We start from the raw sequence: 22,069 nt of genomic DNA, 5'->3' as shown, positions 1-22,069 counted from the left end.
TGGCGCAGTCGTCGAGGGAGAGCCCTCAACCTTCCACACGCCGCTTTCCGGGCAGCGTTCCCCGGTCTTGCCTTTTCTGCCAAGCGGCATTGCCGCCTCCATCTTTGAAAGAGCGGCAGGGCTTGACACGTGAGTCACGTAGGATTCTATTAAAATCCGTTGCTAACACCAACACGCGCCCGGCACCCTGCTACGGGATACGCCTGGCACAATGAGCCATTCGGGGCGGCAACCCCGGATGGCTTTTGTGCTAATGGACAGCTAAAGCGAGTCGTGACGCCTCGTCAAGGCACAGCTGCGGATCGCGATTTAGAGTCAATGCGACGGTGTGGCACTAGATGTAGTTGTCCACTTTCTCGGCCGTGATTCGGAGGTTCATTTCGGCGATATCCAGCTGCCTTCGTCGGAGAGGATGGCCTGGGATCGCAGTTTGATTTCCTAAAAAATATTTTCGTGCTATCCTTTCCTTTGAAAGGATGCCGTCGTTATGCACGTCACGCCATTAGGTCAACCGCTATCCAGCCAGGGCGCCGTGCTGACCAAGGCGGTGCTGCGGGCCGCCGACCGGCTCGGCGTGAACGCGCAGACGCTTGCCGCCGTCATCGGCCTCAGCCCGGCCACGCTCACGCGCATGAAGAAGGGGGAGTTCGCCCTGGAGGCGGGCACCAAGCCGTTCGAGCTGGCGCTGCTGTTCGTGCGCCTGTTCCGCTCGCTCGACGCCATCGCCGGCGGCGACGAGGCCATCGCCCGCGCGTGGCTCGCCAATCCCAACACCGCGCTCGACGGCACGCCCATCGAGAAGGTCAGAACCATCAGCGGGCTGGTCGATGTCATCGCCTATCTGGACGCCCGACGCGCTGTCCTTTGAGGCGCGGCCCTACCGGGGACGCTGCTGGCGCCTCGTGGAGGCGCAGCACCTCACATCCACCCTCAAGCTGGTGGATACGCTCGACGAGCAGCGCATCCTCGAGGAGCTGATCGAGGCCACGAAGCCGCCGGTGCCGCCGGAGTGCCGCCACCTCGACTACCTGCTCTCCACCCCGTTCCGCTACGCGCCGCCCTATCCCCAAGGCTCGCGTTTCCGCCGCGCCGGACGCACCGCCGGGGTATATTATGCCGCCGAGCGTCCGCGGACGGCGGTGGCGGAGCTTGCCTTCTACCGGCTGCTGTTCTTCGCGGAATCGCCGGATACGCCGTGGCCGGCGAGCGCGGGCCAATACACGGCGTTTGCCGCGGATCTCGCGACGGCGCGGCATCTCGACCTGACCGCCCCGCCCCTCGACCGCGACCGCGCTGCGTGGACCGATCCGGTCGGCTACGAGCCCTGCCAGTCGCTCGCCGAGGCGGCGCGCGCGGCCGGCGCGGACGTCCTGCGATACGAATCCGTCCGCGACCCCGGCGCGGGCGCGAACCTCGCCGTATTGTCATGCCGCGCCTTCGCGGCGCCGGCCCCGGCGGAGCGGCGCACCTGGCACCTCAGGCTCGGGCCGTCCGGCGTCGCCGCGCTGTGCGAGTTCCCGCGCGAGGCGATCGACTTCGACCGCGACGCCTTCGCTGCCGATCCGCGCCTGTCGGGGATGCGCTGGGAGCGCCCCTGAGGCGATCCGCGCCGGCGCGTCCTGGGCGCTGGCCGCCCGCGCGCCCTCAGAACAGCTTCAGGCCCGGCGGCAGAGCGAGGCCGCCGGTCAGCGCCTGCATCTTCTCCTGCATCACCCGCTCGGCCTTGCCGCGCGCATCGGCGAGGGCGGCGACGATGAGGTCCTCCAGGATCTCGGTCTCCTCCGGCTTCACCAGCGAGGGATCGATGCGCACCGCCTTGCACTCGCCCTTGGCGGTGACGGTGACGCTGACGAGCCCGCCGCCCGAGGAGCCGCCCACCTCGATGGTCTCCATCTCCGCCTGCATCTGCTGCATGCGCTCCTGGAGTTCCTTGGCCTGCTTCATCATGCCCATCAGGTCGCGCATCGGCGTTCGTCTCCGTTCGTCAATATTCGATCTCGTCGTCCGGCCCCGGCCCCATCTGGAGGTCCTCCTCCATGGGGGGAAGGGCCTCCTCCCCGGCGATGTCGGCCGGATCGGCGCGCGAGCGCACGTCCACCACCTCGGCGCCCGGGAAGCGGGCGAGCACGGCGGCCACCAGCGGGTGCGCCCTGATGCCCTCCTCGCGCTCGGCCTTCCGGGCGAGCTCTTCCTCGGCCAGCGTCGGCCCGCCCTCTCGGTTCGCGAGCGACACCAGCCAGCGCCGGCCGGTCCACTCGGAGAGCTTGCGCGACAGATCCTGGATGACGGTCGCCGGGGCGCCGGGCACCAGCGAGACCTCGATGCGGCCGTCCTCGAAATGCACCGGGCGCAGCTGGTGCTCCACCGCGTGCTTCAGCAGCAAATCGCGCTTCTCGGCGCAGAGGCGCGCCACGTCCGCGAGGTCGGCAAGCCGGGGGCCGGCGACGGCGGGGACCGGGCGGGAAGGCTCGGGCCGCGCCATGGCGGGCGCCCGCGCGGGCACGGAGGTCGGCGCCGGGGCGAGCGCGAGCCTTGCGCCGGACGATGCCGCGGCCATGGCGCCACCCTGCCCGCCGGCGCCGCCGCCCGCGGGTCCGCGCCCGTCGCCTCCGCTTTGGTCGCGCAGCTGGCGCAGCGCCTCGTCGGGGGTGGGAAGGTCGGCGGCGTAGCCGAGGCGCACCAGCACCATCTCCGCCGCCTGGGCGGGCTTGGCCGCCTGCTGCACCTCGCCGACGCCCTTGGTGAGCATCTGCCAGGCACGCGCCAGCACGCGCATGGACAGGGCCTGCGCCATCTCGGCGCCGCGCAGGCGCTCGGCCTCCACCAAGGCCGCGTCCTCGGCGCTTTGGGGCACGATCTTGAGGCGGGTGACGAGGTGGGTGAACTCGGCAAGGTCGGTGAGGATGACCGCCGGGTCGGCGCCGGCGTCGTACTGGTCGCGGAACTCGCCGAGCGCCCGTGCCATCTCGCCCTTCATGAGCGCCTCGAACAGGTCGATGACGCGCCCCTTGTCGGCGAGGCCCAGCAGGCGCCGCACCTCTTCCGCGCTCACCCTGCCGCCGCCATGGGCGATGGCCTGGTCGAGCAGCGAGAGCGAATCGCGCACCGAGCCCTCCGCCGCCCGCGCGACGATGGCGAGCGCCTCCGGCTCGATCGTCACGCCTTCCTTGGCGCAGATGCCGGAGAGGTGCGCGGCGAGCTCGCCCGCCTCCACGCGCCTCAGGTCGAAGCGCTGGCAGCGCGAGAGCACGGTGACCGGCACCTTCCTGATCTCGGTGGTGGCGAAGATGAATTTCACATGCTCGGGCGGCTCCTCCAGCGTCTTCAGCAGCCCGTTGAAGGCCGCCGTGGAGAGCATGTGCACCTCGTCGATGATGTAGACCTTGTAGCGCGCCATCACCGGCCGGTATCGCGCGCTCTCGATGATCTCGCGGATGTCGTTGATGGAGGTGTTGGAGGCGGCGTCCATCTCCATCACGTCGACATGGCGCGATTCGACGATGTCGCGGCAGTGGCGGCCGAAGGCGGAGAGGTCCAGCGTCGGCCCGCCGGGGGCGCCGTCCGCCGGCTCGTAGTTGAGCGCGCGGGCGAGGATGCGGGCGGTGGTGGTCTTGCCCACCCCGCGCACGCCGGTGAGGATGTAGGCCTGGGCGATGCGGCCCGAGGCGAAGGCGTTGCGCAGCGTGCGCACCATCGCCTCCTGGCCGATCAGGTCCTCGAAATTCTGCGGCCGGTACTTGCGGGCAAGCACCCGGTAGGGCGCGGGCGCGCGACCGGCATCTGGTGCCGCCGGCTGCGCTCCCAGATCGAGAGCCGGCATGTCCTCGGTGTCGTCGGAGCTCATGGCGCCTTCATAGCATCGCACGGGCGGCAGGCCCAATGCCACATGGCCGGTGCGCCAGCGCGCGGCCTACTTGGCCTCCCTATTCGGCCTCGAAGAACAGCTCCGCATGCACGATCCGCACGCAGGCATAGCGGATGTAGCCGTCATTGAAGCCGCGCAGGTCATCGGGCTTGAGCGTCGCGGGCACCGCCTTGGCGAGCGCGGCCTTGCAGCCGTCCTCGGTCTTGAAGATTCCGAGGTCCTAGGCCGTGTGCCCCTCGATCCCCGTGAATGCGTCCAAGGTCAGAACGAGGCTCGCCCACATGCGCCAACTCCCCCGAGCTGAGCAGCGCCTGCGCCTCGCGGCGGCGGCCACCGGCTGCGAGAGGAGCACCGACGCCAGCGCGTCGGACCCTCGGCGCGAAGACTGTGAAGGGTGGGAGGCTGGACGAAGACCCGAGACCGGGCTCGTTGGGGCTGCTTCCTTCCGGACCTGACCCGGTTGGCGAGTGGCTCGTCCACCGCCAACCTCCCGGCCCCTATATGGGCCGGCCAAGCGGAGATGGCAAGCGGCGGGGCTCCCCTCCCCCTTGTTGGGAGGGACAGGGGTGGGGGCGCCGCGCCTCAAGCGGCTGAGGCGCGCTGTTGGAAAGGCTGGTACTCCCCGCCCTGCCCTCCCCCGCAAGGGCGGAAGGTGACAAGCGGCGATCGCGCGCCAAACAAGCAGCGTCGGCACATGGGGACAGAAAGCCCGAACGCCCCGGCCTCACACCAGCGCGCGGTGCTTGTCGGCCTTCACCGGCACCCCCTGCGGCCCGGTCACGCCGTCCACCACCAGGCCGGTATAGATGTCCACCAGCTGGTCCTGGCTGAGCCGGCCGCCGGGCCGGTACCACATGCAGATGCCGGTGAGCATGGAGATGATGGCGTAGGTGGCGACCTTCGGCTCGGTGATCTTGAACACGCCGGCCTGCGCCCCCTCGCGCAGCGTGTCCTCGAGCAGGTTCTCGTAGCGCCGGCGCAGGCCCACCACCATGGCGCGGTGGTCGTCGTCGAGGCTCCGGATCTCCATGTTGGCGATGAAGACATGGGCCATGCGCTGCATGTGGTAGCGCAGATGGAAGGCCGAAAACGCCTTCAACCGCGCCATGGGATCGTCGATCCCGGCGAGGTCGGCTTCTGCCTTGGCCAGCAGGTCCGCCATGTGCTCGCGCACGATGTCGAACAGCAGGGACTGCTTGTTGTCGAAATATTTGTAGAGCGAGCCCGACTGAAGCCCCACCTCGGCCGCCAGCTGCCGCAGGCTCATGGCCTCGTAGCCGTGCCGGTAGATGAGCTTCACGCCCGCCTGGCGGATGGCCTCGGCGGTGCGGGCGCCGTTTGATCCGATGGTGCGCGCCATGGCCTCTTCAGCGTCTGCCTCTTCAACGTCGATCCCCGGCCTTGCTGCGGCCCCTGGGTGGTGATTGGATTGCGCCCGGAGCGCAACCGCGCGTGGGATCGGAATGCCTTAGACTGAAGTCTGAGGCGCCGGCACGCAAGGGCATCCTGCGACAAGAAATGCCGCTTGACCAGAATAAAAAAGAACGCTTGATTGTTTCCTGAAGCCCGACGTGATGATCGGGCAGGCGCCGAGCCAACGCGACATGCGGGGCGCCACATGGAGGGCGGCACGGCCGAACCTCCGGGACACATAGGGAGGACGGCTTGAGCACCACGAACGTGGTTCCGCAGGCGCGTGCCGATGCGCACGCCATCCTGGACGTGGACAACATCTCCCTGCGGTTCGGAGGCCTCAAGGCGCTCTCCGAGGTGAGCTTCCACGTCAAGTCGGGCGAGCTGTTCTCCATCATCGGCCCCAACGGCGCCGGCAAGACCTCCATGCTGAACTGCATCTCGGGCCGCTATTCGCCCACGGAGGGGCGGGTGCGGTTCGAAGGCCGCGACATCACAAGATTGAAGCCGAACAAGCGCGCCGCCATTGGCATCGGCCGCACATTCCAGAATCTCGCGCTGTTCAGCCACATGAGCGTGCTCGACAACATCATGGTCGGGCGCCACCACTTGCTGAAGAACAACTTCTTCTCCGGCGCCGTCTACTGGATCGGCGGTGCCCAGAAGGAAGAGCTGGAGCACCGCAAGGCGGTCGAGAACGTCATCGACTTCCTGGAGATCCAGCACGTGCGCAAGGCCACCGCCGGCACGCTCTCCTACGGCCTCAGGAAGCGCGTGGAGCTCGCCCGCGCGGTGGCGCTGGAGCCGAAGATCATCCTCCTCGACGAGCCCATGGCGGGCATGAACCTCGAGGAGAAGGAGGACATGGCCCGCTACATCATTGACCTCAACGAGGAGTGGGGCATGACCATCGTCATGATCGAGCACGACATGGGGGTGGTGATGGACATCTCGCACCGGGTGATGGTGCTCGATTTCGGCCGAAAGATCGCGGAAGGCCTGCCGGCCGACGTGCTCGCCAACGAGAACGTGCGCAAGGCCTATCTCGGCGAGGACGACCTGGAGCTCGACGGCGCGGCCGTCGGCGAAGACGAGCTGGCGTGAGGGCCGCGCGATGACCCTGCCCGACATCACCCGCTACGACACCCTGCCGAAACTGCTGGAGCTGCACGCCGCCGAGCACGGCGGCGACATCTGGCTGCGCGAGAAGGACCTCGGCATCTGGAACGCCTACACCTGGGGCGAGGTGGCGACGCGGGTGAGGCACATCGCCCTCGGCCTCACCGTCCTCGGCGTCGCCCGCGGCGACGTGGTGGCGCTGCTCGGCGACAACCGCCCGGAATGGCTGATGGGCGAGATCGCCGGCCACGCGCTCGGCGGCATGAGCCTCGGCATCTACCGCGACGCGCTCGCCGACGAGGTGGCCTATCTCATCACCTATGCGGACGTCGCCGTGGTGTTCGCCGAGGACGAGGAGCAGGTGGACAAGCTGCTCCAGCTCGAGGAGAAGATTCCCACCGTCCGGCACATCGTCTATTCCGACCCGCGCGGCATCCGCAAGTATGACGATCCCCGCCTCGTCTCGCTGGAGAGCCTGGAGGAGCAGGGCCGCGCCCGCGCCGCGGCGGCGCCCTCGGCCTATGCGGAGATGGTGGCGGCAGGCAGCGGCGACGACGTCGCCATCCTGTGCACCACCTCCGGCACCACCTCCCATCCCAAACTCGCCATGCTCACCGGCGGGTCGCTGCTGCGCCACTGCAAGGCCTACCTCGCCATGGACCCGCGCGGTCCCGACGACGAGTATGTGAGCGTGCTCCAGATGCCCTGGATCATGGAGCAGATCTATGCCTTCGGCCAGGCGCTCCTCTCCCGCATGAAGGTGAACTTCGTCGAGGAGCCGGAGACCATGATGGCCGACATGCGCGAGATCGGCCCCACCTTCGTGCTGTTCGCCCCGCGCGTGTGGGAGCAGATCGCCGCCGACGTGCGCGCCCGCATGATGGACGCCTCGCGCCTCAAGCGCGCCATGTTCCACTTCGGCATGGCGCTCGGCCTCAAGGCGCTGGAGCGGGGCCAGCGCTCGGCGCTCGCGGATTTCATCCTGTTCCGCGCCTTGCGCGACCGGCTCGGCTTCACGCGCCTGAAATCGGCCGCCACCGGCGGCGCGGCGCTCGGGCCCGACACCTTCCGCTTCTTCCTCGCGCTCGGCGTTCCCATGCGCCAGCTCTACGGCCAGACCGAGCTGCTCGGCGCCTACACCCTGCACGAGGCGGCCGACGTGGACTTCGACACCGTGGGCGTGCCCATGGAGGGAGTGGAGATCCGCATCGACGATCCCGACAAGAACGGGCTCGGCGAGGTGGTCACCCGCCACCCCAACATGTTCACCGGCTATTTCCGCAACGAGGAGGAGACCGCCAAGTCGTTCGCGGAAGAAGGCTGGATGCGCACCGGCGACGCCGGCTACTTCAACGACAAGGGCCACCTGGTCGTGATCGACCGCGTGCGCGACATGGCCAAGACCGCCCAGGGCGACCGCTTCTCGCCGCAATACATCGAGAACAAGCTGAAGTTCTCGCCCTATGTGGCCGAGGCGGTGATCCTCGGCGATGCCCGCGAGAGCCTTGCCGCCATCATCTGCATCCGCTTCTCCATCGTCTCGAAATGGGCGGAGAAGAACCGCATCGCCTTCACCACCTACACCGACCTGTCCTCGAAGCCCGAGGTCATCGCCTTGCTGCGCAAGGAGGTGGAGGAGGTGAACACGACCCTGGCCGAGAAGCAGCGCATCTCCCGCTTCCTGCTGCTCTACAAGGAGCTGGACGCGGACGACGGCGAGCTGACGCGCACGCGGAAGGTGCGCCGCGGCGTCATCAACGAGCGCTACGGCACCATCATCGACGCCATGTATGCCGGCGAGAAGGTGATCGACGTGGACACCACCATCACCTTCCAGGACGGCACCAAGCAGCGCATCAAGACCAAGCTCGACGTGATCGAGCTCGACACCCGCGCCGGCACCGCCGCCTCCGAAGCCAAGCGGAGGGCGGCGTGATGAGACGATCCCTTTCGCCGCCGCGAACTCCCTCTCCCGCTTGCGGGGGAGGGGTGGGGAGGGGGCCGGCCACCCCCCGACGCGCCGCCGCTCTCGAACCCTTTCGCCCCTTCCCCCTCCCACCTCTCCCCCGCAAGCGGGAGAGGGCTTTCATCGGGAGCGTCTGATGCAGTCCCAGCTCCTCGTCCAGCTCATCATCAACGGGCTCATCATCGGCACGCTCTACGGCGTGGTCGGCATGTGCTTCGTGCTCATCTACAAGGCCAGCCAGGTGGTGAACTTCGCCCAGGGCGAGTTCCTGCTGATCGGCGCCTGGGTGTGCTGGTGGCTCCTCACCGCATGGGACATCCCCTTCTTCTGGGGCTTCCTGATCGCCATCGCCTTCATGATGGTGTTCGGCATCCTGGTGCAGATGGTGGTGCTGCGCCCGCTCATCGGCGAGCCCATCATCTCCGTCATCATGGTGACGATCGGCCTCTCGATCTTCTTCCAGGCGCTGATGAAGTGGATGTTCGGCACCTTCGCCCAGCCGTTCCCGCCCATCTTCCCGGTGGCGCAGGTGAACATTCTCGGCCTCCAGGTGCAGACCGCCTACCTGATGTCCACCGGGGTGAGCCTCGCCATCATGGCCGGCTTCGCCTGGTTCTTTAAGTATTCGAAGATGGGCCTCGCCATGCGGGCCACCGCCTTCTCCCAGCAGGTGGCGCAGTCGCTCGGCATCTCGGTGCGGCAGGTGTTCGCGCTCTCCTGGGGCATCTCGGCGGCGGTCTCGGCGGTCGCCGGCGTGGTGGTGGGCATCGTCAACGGCGTCTCCTCCGCGCTATCCTTCTTCGGCATCAAGGTGTTCCCGGCGGTGATCCTCGGCGGCCTCGACAGCGTCTTCGGCGCGGTGGTGGGCGGCCTCATCGTCGGCCTGCTGGAGAACCTCGCCCAGTTCGTGGACAGCCAGTATCTCAAGTGGGGCAACCTCTACGAGATCGCGCCCTTCTACGCCCTGATCCTGATCCTGATGATCAAGCCCTACGGGCTGTTCGGCACCCGCGACATCGAGAGGGTCTGAGACCATGGCCATGACCTCCATGCGCCCGTGCGGCGACTACCGCACCTCGTATCGGGCCGACCAGACCATCTTCTCCACCCGCCTCACCCTGATCTTCGTGGTGCTGGCGATCGTCGCCCTGTGCTTCGCGCCGCTGTTCCTGTCGCGCTACGTGCTGAGCCTGATGATCCAGATCGGCTATCTCGGCATCGCCGCGCTGGGGCTGAACATCCTGGTGGGCTTCTCGGGGCAGATCTCCATCGGCCACGCGGTGTTCTTCGGCTTCGGCGGCTTCGCCTCAGCGTACCTTGCCAACAAGGGCGTGCCGGTGCCGATCGCCATCGTGCTGGCGGGGCTGTGGACCACCATCGTGGGCCTCATCTTCGGCCTGCCGGCGGCGCGGGTGAAGGGGCTCTACCTCGCCATCGCCACGCTCGCGGCGCAGTTCATCCTGCAGGACTTCTTCGTGCGCGCCGAGTGGTTCACCGGCGGCACGCACGGCGCTATGGCGCCGCCGTTCGAGCTGTTCGGCTACGACCTCTCCGGCGACCAGCGCTACTTCTACGTGGTGCTGTTCTTCGTGGTGGTGATGTATCTCGGCGCCACCAACCTGATGCGCACCCGCGACGGGCGGGCGCTGATCGCGGTGCGCGACCACTATCTCTCGGCCGAGATGATGGGCGTGAACCTGACCAAGTACCGCACCATGGCATTCGGCATCTCGTCCTTCTACGCCGGCATCGGCGGCGCGCTCTATGCCCACTATATCGGCTTCATGTCGGTGGAGGGGCTCGACATCCTGTTCTCGATCCAGTTCCTCGGCATGATCATCATCGGCGGGCTCGGCTCCATCATGGGCTCGCTGATGGGCACCATCTTCATGGTGCTGCTGCCGGAACTGACGGGCATGCTGGCGAGCGCGCTGCAGGGCAGCACCATCGACCAGGTGCTGCACCTGAAGGACGGCATCACCTACATGCGCGAGATGCTGATCGGCGCCACCATCATCCTGTTCCTGATCTTCGAGCCGGACGGCCTCGCCCACCGCTGGCGGCTCATCAAGGCCTACTGGAAGCTCTACCCGTTCTCGTACTGACCGAAGGACCAACCCGGGCGACGGGGGCGGAAAGACCCTCGCGCCCACAAGAGGACCAACCAAGGAGACCCACATGAAGAAGATCGCGTTGTCGCTCGTGTCCGCGCTGGCGCTCGCCGCCGCCGGACCGGCCGTCGCCCAGAGCATCAATATCGGCCACCTCGCCGACTATTCGGGCGGCACCTCGGACGTGGGCCAGCCCTACGGCCAGGGCATTCAGGACACCATCGCCTGGATCAACGCCAATGGCGGCGTGAACGGCAAGAAGATCAATTCCGACTTCAACGAATACGGCTACCAGGTGCCGCGCGCGCTGGCCGCCTTCAAGAAGTGGGTGGGCTCCGACAAGGTGGTCGCCATCCAGGGCTGGGGCACCGCCGACACCGAGGCGCTGGTCGCCATGGTGACCAAGGAGGAGGTGCCCTACTTCTCCGCCTCCTACTCCGCCTCGCTCACCGACCCCAAGGGCAAGGTGAACGAGAAGAGCGAGCGCGCCGCGCCGTTCAACTTCTTCTACGGCCCGTCCTATTCTGACGCCGCCCGCGCCATGGTGCAGTGGGCCGCCGACGACTGGAAGAAGAAGGGCAAGCCCGGCAAGCCCAAGTGGGTGCACATGGGCGCCAACCACCCGTTCCCGAACTCGCCCAAGGCGGCCGCCGAGGCTTACGCCAAGGAGCTGGGCTTCGAGGTGCTCGACCCCATCACCTTCGCGCTCACCCCCGGCGACTACACGCCCCAGTGCCTGACGCTGAAGCAATCCGGCGCCAACTACGCCTATCTCGGCAACACCGCCGGCTCCAACATCTCGGTGCTGAAGGCCTGCAAGACCGCGGGCGTGGACGTGCAGTTCTTCGGCAACGTGTGGGGCATGGACGAGAACGCCGCCAAGGCGGCGGGCGACGCCGCCAACGGCGTGGTGTTCCCGGTGCGCACCGCCGTGACCTGGTCCGGCAGCGCGCCAGGCCTTGCCACCATGAAGGACATCTCCAAGAACTCCGACTCGTCGGGCACCGCCTATCGGCCGGTGCACTATCTCGCCGCCATCTGCACCGCCCTCTACATGAAGGAGGCCATGGAGTGGGCGGACAAGAACGGCGGCGTCAGCGGCGTGAAGATCCGCGACGGCATGTACCAGAAGAAGGACTGGGTGCCGAAGGGCACCGAGGGCGTCTGCAAGCCGTCCACCTGGACCGCCACCGACCACCGCCCCACCACCAGCGTCGACCTCTACCGCGCCGTGGTCAACGGCCCGACCGACGCCTCGGTGGCCGAGCTGGTGAAGAGCGGCGTCATCAAGCTGGACAAGGTCGCCACCATCGACCTGCCGCGCAAGACCGAGCTCCAGGGCTGGTGAGGAACGGGGGCGGGCCCCAGCCCGCCTCCCTGAGCAACGTCATGCCCCGGCTTGGCCGGGGCATCCACGCCTCCACCTCCGCGGTGCCCCTTCCAAGGCAGGGCGCGCCGTGGGGTGGCCCCCCGGACAGGCCGGGGGATGACGGCAGGACAAGGATGGATGCCATGGCCGATGCCGCACTGAAGATCGATCCCGCCGCCGAGGCGGCGCCGCAGACCCTGCTCTCGGTGGACAATATCGAGGTGGTCTACAACGACGTCATCCTGGTGCTGCGCGGCCTGTCGCTGAAGGTGCCGCAGGGCCAGGTGGTGGCGCTGCTCGGCTCCAACGGCGCCGGCAAGTCGACCACGCTGAAGGCCATCTCGGGCCTCCTGAAGTCCGAGGACGGCGAGATCACCCGCGGCGACATCACGTTCCTCGGCGAGAAGATCAACGGCATCGAGCCGGACAAGATCGTGCGCCGCGGCATCTTCCAGGTGATGGAGGGCCGGCGCATCATCGCCGACATGACCTGCCTCGAGAATCTGCGTCTCGGCGCCTTCACCCGGCGCGACAACGAGGTGAAGAGCGACATCGAGCGCGTCTATGAATACTTCCCGCGCCTCAAGGAGCGCACGGGCCTTGCCGGCTACCTCTCCGGCGGCGAGCAGCAGATGCTGGCCATCGGCCGCGCCATGATGGCGCGCCCCAAGCTGATCCTCATGGACGAGCCCTCCATGGGCCTGTCGCCGCTGCTGGTGAAGGAGGTGTTCTCCATCATCCGCAAGCTCAACCGGGACCTCGGCGTCACAATCCTGCTGGTGGAGCAGAACGCGCGCGTCGCGCTCTCGGTGGCGGACTACGGCTACATCATGGAGCAGGGCAAGATCGTGCTGGACGGGACGGCGGCGGCGCTGCAGTCCAACGAGGACGTGAAGGAGTTCTACCTCGGCCAGGGCGGCGGCGAGGAGCGCAAGTCCTTCAAGAACCTCAAGAGCTTCAAGCGCCGGAAAAGGTGGCTGTAGAGCTGACCGGACGACGGCTGAGGGTTCGTGCCGTCATGTCGTCGCGCCGGTTTCATCTGCCACCGTCATCGCCCGGCGCGTCCGGGCGATCCACTTTGCGGCGAGGCCGGCGCGTGGTGTCGAAGCGTTCCGGCACGGATAAGTGGATGCCCCGGACGAGCCGGGGCATGACGGCAGCGAGAATCCCTGTTTTGCCCTCCGGCCAGCTTGTGATGCGAGCCCGACCATGACCGATCCGAACCGCCACTACGACGCCAGCGAGACCCGCTCCCTCGAGGCACGCGAGGCTGCCCTCATGGAGGCGCTGCCGGCCCAGATCGCCCATGCCAAGGCGAAGTCGGCCTATTTCGGCGCGCTCCTCAAGGACGTGGACCCGGCCGCCGTCACCTCCCGCGCGGCGCTGGCGCAGCTCCCGGTCACCCGCAAGTCGGACCTCCTGGAGATCCAGCCGAGGAGCCTGCCCTTCGGCGGCCTCAACGCGGTCGCCCCCGGCAGGCTCGCCCGCATCTTCATGTCGCCCGGGCCGATCTACGATCCCGAGGGTCACGGGCCGGATTTCTGGAGGTTCGCCAGGGGGTTGTTCGCGGCCGGATTCCGCACCGGCGACATCGTCCACAATTCCTTCTCCTACCACCTGACCCCGGCCGGCTCGATGATCGAGAGCGGCGCCCACGCGCTCGGCTGCGCGGTGGTGCCGGCGGGGGTCGGCCAGACCGACCTGCAATTGCGTGCCATCGCCGACATCCGCCCCCAGGGCTATGGCGGCACCCCCTCCTTCCTCAAGATCCTGGTGGACAAGGCGCGCGAGACCGGCGCCGACATCTCCTCGCTGAAGAAGGCTCTGGTGACGGGCGAGGCGTTCCTGCCCGCCCACCGGGCCGAGCTGAAGGCCGCCGGCATCACCGCGCGCCAGTGCTACGGCACCGCCGATCTCGGCCTCGTCGCCTATGAGAGCGAGGCCGAGGAGGGGATGATCGTCGAGGAGGGCTGCCTGGTGGAGATCCTGCGCCCCGGCACCGGCGATCCGGTGGAGGCGGAGGGCGAGGTGGGCGAGGTGGCGGTCACCCTGTTCGACGCCGACTATCCGCTGATCCGCTTCGCCACCGGCGACCTCTCGGCCGCGCTTCCGGGCCTAAGCCCTTGCGGCCGAACGAATATGCGCCTGAAGGGCTGGATGGGCCGCGCCGACCAGGTGACGAAGATCCGCGGCATGTTCGTCCACCCGGTCCAGGTGACGGCGGCGGTGAGGAAGCATCCGGCGGTGGCCAGGGCGCGCCTCGTGGTGGACCGCGTCGGCGACCAGGACGACATGCTTCTGGAGGTCGAAATCCCGGATGGTATGGTCCTGTCGCAGGAGGCGCTGCTGGAGGACCTGCGCGCCGCCACCAAGCTGCGCGGGCGCCTCGCCTTGCTCGCCCCGGGAACCCTGCCGGCGGACGCCAAGACCATCGACGACCGCCGCCCGGTCTGATCGGCGGTCCGTCCCGCCTCGCGTCGACGGGCGAAACCTGCCGTTCGGCCCGTCATCCCCCGGCTCGTCCGGGGGATCCGCCGTGGCGCGCGCGGTGCTCTGCTTCGGAGCGCGGCATGGGCGATCAGGTGGATGCCCCGGACAAGCCGGGGCATGACCCATGACGGGCCGGCCGCCGCCGCTCCTGCCTGCCTACTTCGCCGGCGCCATCGCGCCGGGCGCCTGGGCCTGCGCCGGGAAGCGGTCGGAGATATCCAGGTTGAAGATGCGCTTGGCGTTCAGGCCGAGGATGTTGCGCTTCGACTGCTCGGAGAGGAACTTCAGGTCCCAGATGGTGCTCGGCAGGTCCATGTCCCAGTGCGGATAGTCGGATGAATAGAGCAGTTGCGTATCCGCATTGATCATCTTGAAGGTGAGCTCCAGCGCCTCCATGTTGTTCACCATCTCCATGGGCTGGGTGGTGTAGTACATCTCGCGCATGTAGTCGCTCGGCAGCCGCTTCAGCGACGGCGCCTCCGAGGTGCGCATGCGGAAGTCGTTGTCGAGCCGCTGCATCAGCCACGGCACCCAGGCGAGCCCGGATTCGATCCAGATCACCTTCAGCTTCGGGAAGCGCTCGGGCAGGCCGTTGATGACCCAGTTGGCGCAGTGCACCGCGTTGAAGAAGGTGAAGCCCACCGCATGGGCGGTGATGAAGCGGTTGGTGAGCGAGACCAGCTGGTCGTTCCAGTGGTAGGAGGCATGGAAGGAGAGCGGCAGGCCCATCTCCTCCAGCAGCGCGTAGGTCTTCATGTAGGCGTTGTCGTAGACCGGCTTGTAGCGGGTCGAGACCACCATGAAGCCGATCACCCCTTCCCGGCCGCCGAACTCCTTCACCATCCGGTAGGTGGCCTCGGGGTCGTTGAACGGCAGATAGAGCATGGTCTTCAGCCGCTTGCAGGTGGGCGTGACGTTCTCGGTCAGCCAGCGATTGTAGGCGCGCGCCATGCCCACCTCGACCTCGTGCTGCGGGTGCAGGCCGAGGAACAGCATGGGGGTCGGGAACAGGCAGGCATAGTCGACGCTCAGCGCATCCATCCAGCGCAGGGTCTGCTCCACCTCGCGCGGCCGGCCGGTGAGATCGATCTTCTCGTGCTTGCGCTCCATGTAGCGCGTCACCCGCCCGCCGCCGTCCTGGTAGCCCGGCTGGTCCACCAGCACCGAGGTCGCGCCCTTGTAGGCATAGGTGTTGATGGCGAGCTGCTTCAGCGCCGGGTCCTCGATGTATTCGAGGATCTCGGCCAGGTTGTCGGTCTCGTAATGGTGCGAATCCACGTCCACCACGAGGACGTCGTCGAGCCCGCGGGCATCGGCCTGGGCGCGGGCGTTGGCGAGGTGCTCCCCGGTGTGGAAGCCCTCGATGTTCATGTCATAGGCGGGGGTGCTGGAGCGGAAATACATGGTTCTGCGTTCCTTGGCGCGTGCGCTCAGCGGGTGCCCGACCAGGACTGCCACATGCCGAGCTCGAAGATTTCGAGGTTGGAGGCCTTCATCATCGCCGAGACCGTGACGAGCACGGCCGTGGCGCTCACCGCGCCGCCGTCGCCCAGCACCTGGACCCGCGACCCGGCATCGAACTTGGCGCCGCAGATCTGGACCAGAAGGGTGGCGATCTCGTTCAGCGCCCTTTCGGGAAAATCGACCCCGCCGTCGCCGGTCGCCGCCGCCCTGAGCTGCGCGATCAGGCGGGCGATGTCGTCCTCGCCGGGGGCGGGCGGAGCAGGCGGCATGGCGGCGCGGGCCACCTCAGACGATGACATAGACATTGGCGTCCCTCTCCACGGCGGTGAAGCGGCGCAGGCCCACGGCGCCGTCGCCCGCGCACTTGCCGGTCTCGATGTCGAATTCCCAGCCGTGCCAGGGGCAGACGATGTGCAGCACATCCTCGTTGAAGCGCATACCCTGGTAGGTGTGGTCCTCGGCGATGATCTCCTCCACCTTGTGGATCATCAGCCCGGCGCAGACCGGGCCGCCCTGGTGCGGGCAGAGGTTCAGGAAGGCGTGCAGCTTGCCCTTGGCGCGGATCACGCCGATCTCGTGCTTTCCGGCGCGCACCGTGGCGCGGCCGCCCTCCGGCAGTTGGTCGGACGTGGTGACGAACACCTCGGGCATCTTTCGCTCCGCTCGCATCTTCTTGACGAGCTATGGGTGCGCGATCGCCGGATTTCGCGCCAACGATGAATTCTGAAACGGGCGCTGAGCAAAATTCAGCGAGAGATCAACGCCTTGAAATCACTTTGAAATCCATCAAAAGAAGGCGGCTGCGGCCGCGCCTCGGCGTTTCCGGGCGCGGGCGGCGGTCCGGACCGAGGAGCGGGAACGGGAGGCCGGGGAGGGCTCAGGCGCTCAAGGTGCGCGGTGCCGGCGCCTCGTTGAGGCGGTCGAGCAGCCAGCTGCGGAAGGTCGCGACCTTGTTCACCCCGGCATTGGCGTGCGGCGTGACCAGATAGTAGCTGAAGGCCGAGCGCGCCCTGAGGCCGAACGGCTCCACCAGGCGCCCGCTTTCCAGGTCGGGCCCGACGACGCCCGAGCGGCCCAGGATGACCCCGAGCCCGTCGATGGCGGCATGGAGCGAGGTGATCATGTAGTCGCAGGCGATCTCGGACTGGAATTCGAGCCCCGGCACGTCCGCCGCCTCCAGCCAGAACGGCCACTCGTCGCGCAGGATCAGCGAGGAGGTGCGGATCACCGTGTGCTCGGCGAGATCGGCGGGCTCGCGCAGGCGCGGCCCGCGGGCGAACAGGCGCGGGCTGCACACCGGGAACACCTCCTCGGTGCCGAGCTTGTCCACGCTGACCCCGGCCCAGTCGCCCGCGCCGTGCCAGATGGCGACGTCGAAGTCGTAGTTCGCCGCGTTCTCGAACCACTGCGTGGTGCGCAGGCGCAGGGAGATGGAGGGGTAGAGCGTGCGGAAGTCGTGCAGGTGCGGCAGCAGGCGCTTGATGGCGAAGGTGCCGAGGCATTGCACGGTGAGCACGCGCTCGTCGGAATTGTCCGCCGCGCGGTTGGTGGCGGAGGAGATCTCGACGATCGCGGAGCGCACCGAGCTGAGATAGGCCTCGGCCGTTCGCGTCAGGGTCAGGGCATTGTTGTTGCGGATGAAGAGCCGGGCGCCGAGGGTTTCCTCGAGGTTGCGGATCTGGTGGCTGATGGCGGTCGGCGTCAGGTTCAGCTCCACGCCGGCGCGCGTGAAGCTGAGATGCCGGGCCGCCGCCTCGAACGCCCTGAGGCTCATCATGGAAGGAAAGCGTGTCCGCATCCTTGGCGTCTTCCCCCTCGGCCCCGTTCTTAGGAATTTGATTAATATCAAGAATGAGTGGGTCAGGAGGTCGCAGTCAAGAAACCCCGGACGTCCCGGCGGGCAGCGCTTGCGGTCGCATCCGCGTGCCGCGCGCGATCATAAACATCTGAAATTCATGATCTTCCGTCGCTTCCGTCGCGCGCGCGCCGCCATCGTGGCCGGATGGAATGGTGGCTAGAATAATCGTCCTGGTATCGATGAATTTTTTTCAGTTGACGCCGGCCGGCGACTGTAAATCACAGCGGCGAAATCTTGCGTCCGACCGCCATGCCCCGGGCACATCTGATGCCCGAGCCCGCGGCTCCCGCAACGCGGCGCAGGCGCAGGCTATCGAGGCGCCGCCGTGCCGGCAAGGGATGCAGGCGCGGCCCCGGAGCGTTGGCCGCGGCGGCTTTTGGCGCTGCCCGGCGCGACGGCCCCGCCGCGCCCGGAACGGCGATCGCCACCCCGGCCGGCGGCGCGCGCCGTGCCTCCGCGCGTGCACTGCACCGGTATTGAATAACCGCCGGCGCGCCGCCTCCAGCCGGCCCCTTCTGCGGACCCCGGGGAACCCTCCGGATACCCGCCGGACGAAAATCCTTCAACGAAGGCTGGAATCGTTTCAATTGCCCCCACCTGCCCTCCCCGCGCACGGTCCGTCCAAACCAGGGAGGAGCATTGATGAGGTTCATGCGGCTACTTTCCGCCTCGCTCGGCGTCGCTCTGGCGCTGGCAGCGGCGCCCATTGGCGCGGCGCAGGCGAACTATCCGGACCGCCCGGTCAAGATCGTCGTCCCCTTCGGCCCGGGCAGCGCCACCGATGGCTTCGCGCGGTCGCTCGCCGCCTATCTCCAGGCCCAGTTCGGCCAGCCGTTCGTGGTCGAGAACAAGCCCGGCGCGCAGGGCGTCGTGGCGGCCTCCTTCGTCGCCAAGGCGGAGCCCGACGGCTACACGCTGTTCATGACCACCAACACCACCCAGTCGGCGGCCCAGGGCATCATCAAGAACGTGCCCTACGATCCGCTGAAGGACTTCACCTCCATCGCCCGCCTCGGCGGCATCTATTCCTTCGTGGTGGTCAATCCGAACGTGCCGGCGAAGACGCTGCCCGAGCTCATCGCCTACGCCAAGGCGAACCCCGGCAAGCTCAGCTACGCCACCGGCAACAGCACCGGCGTGATCGTCGGCGCCACCCTCACCCGCATGGCGGCGATCGACATGCTGCCGGTGCGCTACAACACCACGGTGCAGGGGCTCAACGACGTCATGGGCGGCCACATCCCGGTGATGATCACCGACGCCGTGACGGGGCTGCCCCAGGTGGCCGCGGGCAAGGTGCGCCCGCTCGCCGCCACCGGCGCGACGCGGCTGAAGCAGCTGCCGGACATGCCCACCATCTCGGAGGTCGCCGTGCCCGGCTTCGACCTCGACGCCTGGCTCGGCCTGTTCGGCCCCGCCGGCATGCCGAAGCCCGTGGTGGCGGCGCTGGAGGCGAAGGTGAAGTCGTTCCTCGCCGACCAGGAGACCGCGACGCGGCTGGAGCAGATGGGCTTCGCGGTGGTGTTCAGCCCCTCGGACGAGTTCGACCGCTTCGTGAAGGCCGAATATCCGAAATGGATGCAGGCGGTTAAGGAAGCCGGCCTCACCCCGCAGTGAGGGCGCGCGGCGGCGCCGGCAGCGGCCGCCGCTGACGACGGGATGGCGCGGGCGGCGGCGGCCTCGATGAGGGCCGCCGCCGCTCGCCGTTCCCCTTGATGGTGCCCGCCCCCTTGATGCGGCGCCGTAAAGCGGACAAGAGGAGGGGCCGCCCCCTCGCCGCGGCGCGACGAGCGGGCTTCGCCTTGGACCTCATCCTCGCCCAGTTCCTGACCGGCCTCGCGGCGGCCTGCTCGCTCTTCCTGGTGGCGAGCGGGCTGTCGCTGATCTTCGGCGTCACGCGGATCGTCAATTTCGCCCACGGCGCGTTCTACATGCTGGGCGCCTACATGGCCTACTGGCTGCAGCAGCGGCTGGCCGGGCCGGTCGGCTTCTGGGGCGCCATCGTCCTGGCGGCGCTGCTGGTGGGCGCGCTCGGCGCGCTGATGGAGATGACGCTGCTGCGGCGCATCTACCGCGCGCCCGAGCTGTTCCAGCTGCTCGCCACCTTCGGCGTGACGCTGATGATGGAGGACGTCGTCGTCCTCCTGTTCGGGCCGCAGGACCTCCTGGGTGCGCGCGCCCCCGGCCTCAAGGGGGCGGTGGAGGTGATGGGCCACGCGGTGCCGGCCTACGATCTCTTCCTGGTGGCGCTCGGCCCCCTGGTGCTGCTCGCCCTCACGCTGGCGCTGAAGCGCACCCGCTGGGGCATCCTGGTGCGCGCGGCGACGCAGGACCGCGACATGGTGGCGGCGCTGGGCGTGAACCAGAAATGGCTCTTCACCTCGGTGTTCGCGCTCGGCATCGTCCTCGCCGCCTTGGGCGGGGCGCTGCAATTGCCGCGCGGAGAGACCGCGCACCACACCATGGACATCAAGATCATCGTCGAGGCGTTCGTGGTGGTGGTGATCGGCGGGCTCGGCTCGGTGCCCGGCGCGTTCCTCGCCGCGCTCCTGGTGTCGGAGCTGAACGCCTTCGGCATCCTGGTGCTGCCGGAGGTCTCGCTGGTGCTGGTGTTCCTGGTGATGGCGGCGGTGCTGGTGGCGCGGCCCTACGGGCTGCTGGGCCGGCCGCAGGCGGAGCAGCGCGGCGCCCTCGTGGTCGCGGCGCGGCCGTGGCGGCCGTTCACGGCGCCCGAGCGGGCGATCGCGCTCGCCCTCGCCGCGCTGGCGGCCATGCTGCCGCTCGCCGGCGGCGCCTACGCGCTCTCGGTGGGGGCGGAGGTGGCGCTGTTCGTCCTGTTCGCGGCGAGCCTGCATCTCGTCATGGGCGCGGGCGGCATGGCCTCGTTCGGGCACGCCGCCTATTTCGGCCTCGGCGCCTACGGCGCGGCGCTGGCGGTGAAGGCGGGCGCGCCGATGCTCGGCGCCCTCCTCGCCGGTCCCGCCCTCGCCTTGCTCGGCGCGGTGGCGTTCGGCTGGTTCTGCGTGCGGCTCTCGGGCGTCTATTCGGCCATGCTGACGCTCGCCTTCGCGCAGATCGCCTGGGCGGTGGCGTTCCAGTGGGTCGGCGTGACCGGCGGCGACAACGGCCTGATCGGCATCTGGCCCGCCGCCTGGGCGGCCTCGCCCGCGGCCTTCTACTGGCTCGCCCTGGCGGCGGCGCTCCTGGGGGTCGCGCTGCTGCGGGCGGTGATCTTCTCGCCCTTCGGGCTGGCGCTCCGGGCGGTGCGCGACAACCCGGCCCGCGCCGAGGCGCTCGGCCTCTCGCGCCAGCGGGTGCAATGGACGGCCTTCGCCGTCGCCGGCGCCCTCGCCGGGGTGGCGGGCGCGCTGTTCGCGTTCCTGAAGGGCAGCGTGTTCCCGGACGTGCTGGGCATCCCGCTCTCGGTGGACGCGCTCGCCATGGTGCTGCTGGGCGGCGTCGGCACGGTGATCGGGCCGGTGCCCGGCGCCATCCTCTACAAGCTGCTGTCCATCGTCCTGGTCAGCGCCACGGACTATTCCAAGCTGCTGCTGGGCGCCCTCGTGGTGGCGCTGGTGGTGGCGGCGCCGCGCGGCATCGCCGGCGCCGCGCTCGACCTGCTGGCGCGGCGGAGGACGGCGCCATGAGCGCGCCCCCGACCGGCGCCCCGCTTCTGGAGGCGCGCGGCCTCGCCAAGGCCTATGGCGGCGTCGAGGCGGTGCGCGGCCTGTCGTTCTGCCTCGGTCCGGGCGAGATGCTGGCGCTGATCGGCCCCAACGGTGCCGGCAAGAGCACGCTGTTCGCCATGCTCGGCGGCCAGGTGCGGCCCGATGCCGGGCAGGTGCTGCTGGACGGGCGCGACGTGACGCGCGTTCCGGCGCGCGGCCGCTTCGCGCTCGGGGTCGGGCGCACCTTCCAGGTGGCGGCGACGTTCCCGTCCCTGAGCGTGCGCGAGAACGTGCAGACGGCGCTGCTCTCGCGCGCCGGCGCGGCGTTCCGGCTGCTCGGCCGCGCCGACCGCCGCCACCGCGCCGAGGCCGACGCGCTGCTCGGCCAGGTGGGGCTCGCCGGCGCCGCCGACCGGCCGGCGGGCGAGCTCGCCTATGGCGACGTGAAGCGGCTGGAGCTGGCGCTGGCGCTCGGCAACGCGCCGCGCCTCCTGCTCATGGACGAGCCCACCGCCGGCATGGCGCGGGCCGAGCGCGCCGATCTCATGCGGCTCGCCCGCGACGTCGCCCGCGCCCGCGCCATCGGCGTGCTGTTCACCGAGCACGACATGGAGGCGGTGTTCGGCCACGCCGACCGCATCCTGGTGCTCGACCGCGGCGCCCTGATCGCCGCCGGCACGCCCGACGCGATCCGGCGCGACCCGAAGGTGCGCGCGGTCTATCTCGGCGAGGAGGCGGTGCCATGA

At 68.7% G+C, this 22,069-nt stretch carries 19 protein-coding genes and 1 other RNA gene; 12 read left to right on the top strand and 8 right to left on the bottom strand.

All coding sequences use genetic code 11. The features are described 5' to 3' along the window. Nucleotides 1-487 precede the first annotated feature (487 nt). Both V5F67_RS03580 and V5F67_RS03575 read left to right on the top strand, forming a co-directional pair. On the top strand, nucleotides 488-868 hold the full coding sequence (locus V5F67_RS03580; RefSeq protein ID WP_394021196.1) for an antitoxin Xre/MbcA/ParS toxin-binding domain-containing protein: 381 nt from the start codon (nucleotides 488-490) through the stop codon (nucleotides 866-868). Continuing rightward, nucleotides 828-1,598: an RES family NAD+ phosphorylase gene (locus V5F67_RS03575; protein ID WP_394021195.1), complete on the top strand. Its 771-nt coding sequence runs from the start codon at nucleotides 828-830 to the stop codon at nucleotides 1,596-1,598. Before V5F67_RS03580 ends, V5F67_RS03575 begins: the two co-directional genes overlap by 41 nt. A gap of 46 nt (nucleotides 1,599-1,644) precedes the next feature. On the opposite strand, the gene V5F67_RS03570 is transcribed toward V5F67_RS03575, so the two are convergent. The 4 genes from V5F67_RS03570 to V5F67_RS03555 form a co-directional block, all read right to left on the bottom strand. Then, complete coding sequence (locus V5F67_RS03570; RefSeq protein ID WP_394021194.1) at nucleotides 1,645-1,965, bottom strand: YbaB/EbfC family nucleoid-associated protein; 321 nt, start codon at nucleotides 1,963-1,965, stop codon at nucleotides 1,645-1,647. A gap of 19 nt (nucleotides 1,966-1,984) precedes the next feature. After that, nucleotides 1,985-3,844, bottom strand: a complete 1,860-nt coding sequence (locus tag V5F67_RS03565) for a DNA polymerase III subunit gamma/tau (protein ID WP_394021193.1) — start codon at nucleotides 3,842-3,844, stop codon at nucleotides 1,985-1,987. 414 nt (nucleotides 3,845-4,258) lie between these two features. Continuing rightward, nucleotides 4,259-4,357, bottom strand: an RNA gene (gene ffs / locus V5F67_RS03560) — signal recognition particle sRNA small type. A 232-nt stretch (nucleotides 4,358-4,589) separates the two neighbouring features. Continuing rightward, entirely contained in the window at nucleotides 4,590-5,225 is a 636-nt protein-coding gene (locus tag V5F67_RS03555; protein WP_394021192.1) for a TetR/AcrR family transcriptional regulator, read from the bottom strand. 305 nt (nucleotides 5,226-5,530) lie between these two features. On the opposite strand from V5F67_RS03555, the gene V5F67_RS03550 reads away from it, so the two are divergent. From V5F67_RS03550 to V5F67_RS03520, 7 genes are all read left to right on the top strand, one after another. After that, a complete protein-coding gene (locus tag V5F67_RS03550; protein ID WP_394021191.1) occupies nucleotides 5,531-6,382 on the top strand; it encodes an ABC transporter ATP-binding protein in 852 nt (283 codons plus the stop codon). A 10-nt stretch (nucleotides 6,383-6,392) separates the two neighbouring features. Continuing rightward, nucleotides 6,393-8,333 carry a long-chain fatty acid--CoA ligase gene (locus tag V5F67_RS03545; protein WP_394021190.1) on the top strand — a complete coding sequence of 647 codons (1,941 nt, stop codon included), beginning with the start codon at nucleotides 6,393-6,395 and terminating at the stop codon, nucleotides 8,331-8,333. A 166-nt stretch (nucleotides 8,334-8,499) separates the two neighbouring features. Further along, on the top strand, nucleotides 8,500-9,393 hold the full coding sequence (locus tag V5F67_RS03540; RefSeq protein WP_121625019.1) for a branched-chain amino acid ABC transporter permease: 894 nt from the start codon (nucleotides 8,500-8,502) through the stop codon (nucleotides 9,391-9,393). A gap of 4 nt (nucleotides 9,394-9,397) precedes the next feature. Beyond that, entirely contained in the window at nucleotides 9,398-10,468 is a 1,071-nt protein-coding gene (locus tag V5F67_RS03535; protein ID WP_394021189.1) for a branched-chain amino acid ABC transporter permease, read from the top strand. Nucleotides 10,469-10,541: 73 nt separating this feature from the next. After that, nucleotides 10,542-11,822, top strand: a complete 1,281-nt coding sequence (locus V5F67_RS03530; protein WP_394021188.1) for an ABC transporter substrate-binding protein — start codon at nucleotides 10,542-10,544, stop codon at nucleotides 11,820-11,822. A gap of 164 nt (nucleotides 11,823-11,986) precedes the next feature. Continuing rightward, nucleotides 11,987-12,826, top strand: a complete 840-nt coding sequence (locus V5F67_RS03525) for an ABC transporter ATP-binding protein (RefSeq protein WP_394021187.1) — start codon at nucleotides 11,987-11,989, stop codon at nucleotides 12,824-12,826. A 226-nt stretch (nucleotides 12,827-13,052) separates the two neighbouring features. Next, entirely contained in the window at nucleotides 13,053-14,297 is a 1,245-nt protein-coding gene (locus V5F67_RS03520) for a phenylacetate--CoA ligase family protein (RefSeq protein WP_394021186.1), read from the top strand. Nucleotides 14,298-14,489: 192 nt separating this feature from the next. Here the strand turns inward: V5F67_RS03520 and V5F67_RS03515 are convergent, their stop codons facing one another. The 4 genes from V5F67_RS03515 to gcvA form a co-directional block, all read right to left on the bottom strand. Then, nucleotides 14,490-15,737: an amidohydrolase family protein gene (locus V5F67_RS03515; RefSeq protein WP_394021185.1), complete on the bottom strand. Its 1,248-nt coding sequence runs from the start codon at nucleotides 15,735-15,737 to the stop codon at nucleotides 14,490-14,492. 26 nt (nucleotides 15,738-15,763) lie between these two features. Continuing rightward, nucleotides 15,764-16,096 (bottom strand): hypothetical protein, encoded by a 333-nt coding sequence (locus V5F67_RS03510; protein ID WP_394021184.1) that lies wholly within the window; start codon nucleotides 16,094-16,096, stop codon nucleotides 15,764-15,766. Further along, a complete protein-coding gene (locus V5F67_RS03505) occupies nucleotides 16,083-16,448 on the bottom strand; it encodes a Rieske (2Fe-2S) protein (RefSeq protein ID WP_121625012.1) in 366 nt (121 codons plus the stop codon). Before V5F67_RS03505 ends, V5F67_RS03510 begins: the two co-directional genes overlap by 14 nt. A gap of 226 nt (nucleotides 16,449-16,674) precedes the next feature. After that, nucleotides 16,675-17,595, bottom strand: coding sequence for a transcriptional regulator GcvA (gcvA, locus tag V5F67_RS03500; protein WP_394021183.1), 921 nt, complete (start codon nucleotides 17,593-17,595; stop codon nucleotides 16,675-16,677). Nucleotides 17,596-18,297: 702 nt separating this feature from the next. On the opposite strand from gcvA, the gene V5F67_RS03495 reads away from it, so the two are divergent. From V5F67_RS03495 to V5F67_RS03485, 3 genes are all read left to right on the top strand, one after another. Further along, the gene (locus V5F67_RS03495) at nucleotides 18,298-19,272 is read left to right on the top strand and encodes a Bug family tripartite tricarboxylate transporter substrate binding protein (RefSeq protein ID WP_394021182.1); all 975 of its coding nucleotides are present in this window, start codon (nucleotides 18,298-18,300) and stop codon (nucleotides 19,270-19,272) included. Nucleotides 19,273-19,457: 185 nt separating this feature from the next. Further along, nucleotides 19,458-21,302 (top strand): ABC transporter permease, encoded by a 1,845-nt coding sequence (locus tag V5F67_RS03490; RefSeq protein WP_394021181.1) that lies wholly within the window; start codon nucleotides 19,458-19,460, stop codon nucleotides 21,300-21,302. Beyond that, nucleotides 21,299-22,069 (top strand): ABC transporter ATP-binding protein, encoded by a 771-nt coding sequence (locus V5F67_RS03485; RefSeq protein WP_394021180.1) that lies wholly within the window; start codon nucleotides 21,299-21,301, stop codon nucleotides 22,067-22,069. The genes V5F67_RS03490 and V5F67_RS03485 overlap by 4 nt, the downstream gene beginning before the upstream one ends.

Source organism: Xanthobacter pseudotagetidis, from assembly GCF_043194795.2.
Lineage (GTDB): Bacteria > Pseudomonadota > Alphaproteobacteria > Rhizobiales > Xanthobacteraceae > Xanthobacter > Xanthobacter tagetidis_A.
The sequence above is the reverse complement of the archived record's forward strand: the minus strand, read 5'-3'. Positions and strand labels throughout refer to the sequence as shown.